Source organism: Streptomyces sp. NPDC001709 (assembly GCF_053596375.1).
Map to the genome: position 1 here is coordinate 1 of NZ_JBSFGB010000137.1, position 2,113 is coordinate 2,113.

At 67.2% G+C, this 2,113-nt stretch carries 1 protein-coding gene and 1 pseudogene; one reads left to right on the forward strand and one right to left on the reverse strand.

Translation table 11 applies throughout. From position 1 onward, the window contains the following. Nucleotides 1-416: 416 nt before the first annotated feature. On the forward strand, nt 417-1,529 hold the full coding sequence (locus ACWC0C_RS48270) for an oxygenase MpaB family protein (RefSeq protein ID WP_450871540.1): 1,113 nt from the start codon (nt 417-419) through the stop codon (nt 1,527-1,529). A gap of 54 nt (nt 1,530-1,583) precedes the next feature. Here the strand turns inward: ACWC0C_RS48270 and ACWC0C_RS48275 are convergent. Continuing rightward, nucleotides 1,584-2,023: pseudogene (locus ACWC0C_RS48275) on the reverse strand (transposase); the annotation flags it as partial. Nucleotides 2,024-2,113: the final 90 nt, after the last annotated feature.

A 2,113-nucleotide genomic window follows, 5' to 3' on the forward strand; every position in this document is an offset into this window, starting at 1 on the left:
CTCCGCGAGATCCAGTACCGCAGCAACCTCATCGATGGATGTCTCGCCGAAACCGGCCTCACGTTGACGACATCACGCCAACAAGGTCAGTAGACACTGATTCGAGCTGCTGCGCCCGATTACGCTCGGCCCCCGCGGGCTCCCCCCGGCCACTCCAGCCGAGTCGGCGCTGTTGCCGGTTACGCCGGGTGCGTTCGCGTCGCCGGTTCCGGCGATGCCTGCCTCGCCAACGCCCGCCCAGGCCGTGACACTGGCCGCACGGGGCCCGCCGCGCGCCGGTCACGCCGCCGCCTAACAGGCCATTTCATTTTGCCGCCACAGATGCTTTCCCACATCCGGGTGATGGTCCGGCTATTCATCGCTTCGGGCTGATAGAGGTGGGCTCTCGATCGTGACCCGTTGCAAGGAGGCTGAACATGCCCGTCGGTACGTGGACGGACGAGATGCTGGGCCGGATGCGGGGGACTGGTGACGCGGCAGGCGACGCCGCGATCGCCGAGGTCTACGAGTTGGGGAGGCAGCAAGAGGTGAGGCAGGCCCTGCGCGGGTTCGACAAGAACAGCGAGGCACTGCCCATCGAACTGCCACCCCGGCTCCAGGACTACTTCGAGGCAACCTCGGTCCTGCCGCAATGGGCCGATCCAGTGCTGATCGAGCGTGGTCGCGCACTCTTGGGCCGCTACGAGTCGCTGGTCGTCTCGACACTGCTGTGCGGCTCTCTCCCCCTGTGCTATGGCTGCGGTGATGGCGCCGAGGTGCTGGCACGTTCGCAGCGGCTGACCTCGGGGGTGTACCGCAGGCTGATGGAAACCTCGCAGTTCGTAGTCGATGTCCTCGACGACGGGGGGCTGGGACCGCGAGGGCGCGGGCTGCGCTCGGCGCAGAAGATCCGCCTGCTGCACGCCACCATGCGATACCACGTCACTCGTGAGGACGGCTGGAATCAGGCCTGGGGGTTGCCGGTCAACCAGGAGGATCTGGCCGGAACGCTGATGAGCTTCTCCGTTGTCATCCCCCGGGGGCTGGCGCGACTGGGGGTCGACCTGCCGCGCGAGGATCGTGACGCCTTCTTCCACGTGTGGCGGGTCGTCGGGCACATTCTGGGCCTCGACCAGCAGCTCAATCCGCCCGCCTTTGACGACGGTGCGGAGCTCTTCGACACCATCCTCCGGCGCCAGCAAAGGTCCTCGGAGGCCGGCATCGCCCTGACCAAAGCGATCCTCGACTTCATCCGCGAGGTGCTGCCCGGACCAGGCTTCGCCGGTGCTGGGCCGACCCTGATCCGGCACCTGATCGGAGACCGGGCGGCCGACCTGGTCAAGGTCCCGGCGGCGGATTACTCCAAGGCCGCGCTCGAGGCCGGGTCGGTGCTGAACTTCGGGTACGGGAAGACTGGTGACACCGTCCCGCTCGTCGCGAAGGCGGCGAGCGAGCTGGGGCTGGCTGTGTTCAAGAACGGCCTGCGGTTGACCAACAAGGGCCGCCGCTATGAATGGCAGGTCCCCACCGGACTGACCGAATCGGCCTGACAGGAAGTGGAGTTGTCCGCGCTGGCTGCATGCCGCCAGAGACTGTTTGGCGAGTCAGAAGCGGAGCCAGAGTCGGACGGCTGCAATGGTTACGGTGCAGTGGAGGACGTACGCCCTCTTGTCCAAGCGCGTGGCCACGGCCCGGTTGATCTTCAACCGGTTGATCAGCCGCTCGACTTCGTTCCTGCGGACATAGCGTGCCGGGTCGAAGCCGGTGGGTCTCCCGCCGTTGCTGCCACGGCGTTGACGGTGGGCCTGCTGGTCACGGCGCTCGGGGATGGTGTGCTTGATCTGTCGACGCTGCAGGTAGCGGCGGCTGCGGCGGGATGAATGGGCTTTGTCGCCGCTCACGTGGTCCGGCCGGGTGCGGGGACGGCCGCCGGCTGGACGGGGCACGCTATGCGTTCCAGAACCGGGATCATCTGCGGGGCGTCACCCCATCGTCCGGGCGTGACCAGCACGGCCAACGGCCGCATTCCGCCCTCACCGGCTAGAGATCTTTAACGGTGCGGGTTACGTCGGGTCGTGACGGCTGCCGTGGGCCGCGCTATGCCGGGAGAATGAGGTATCCCGATGGCGGTGGA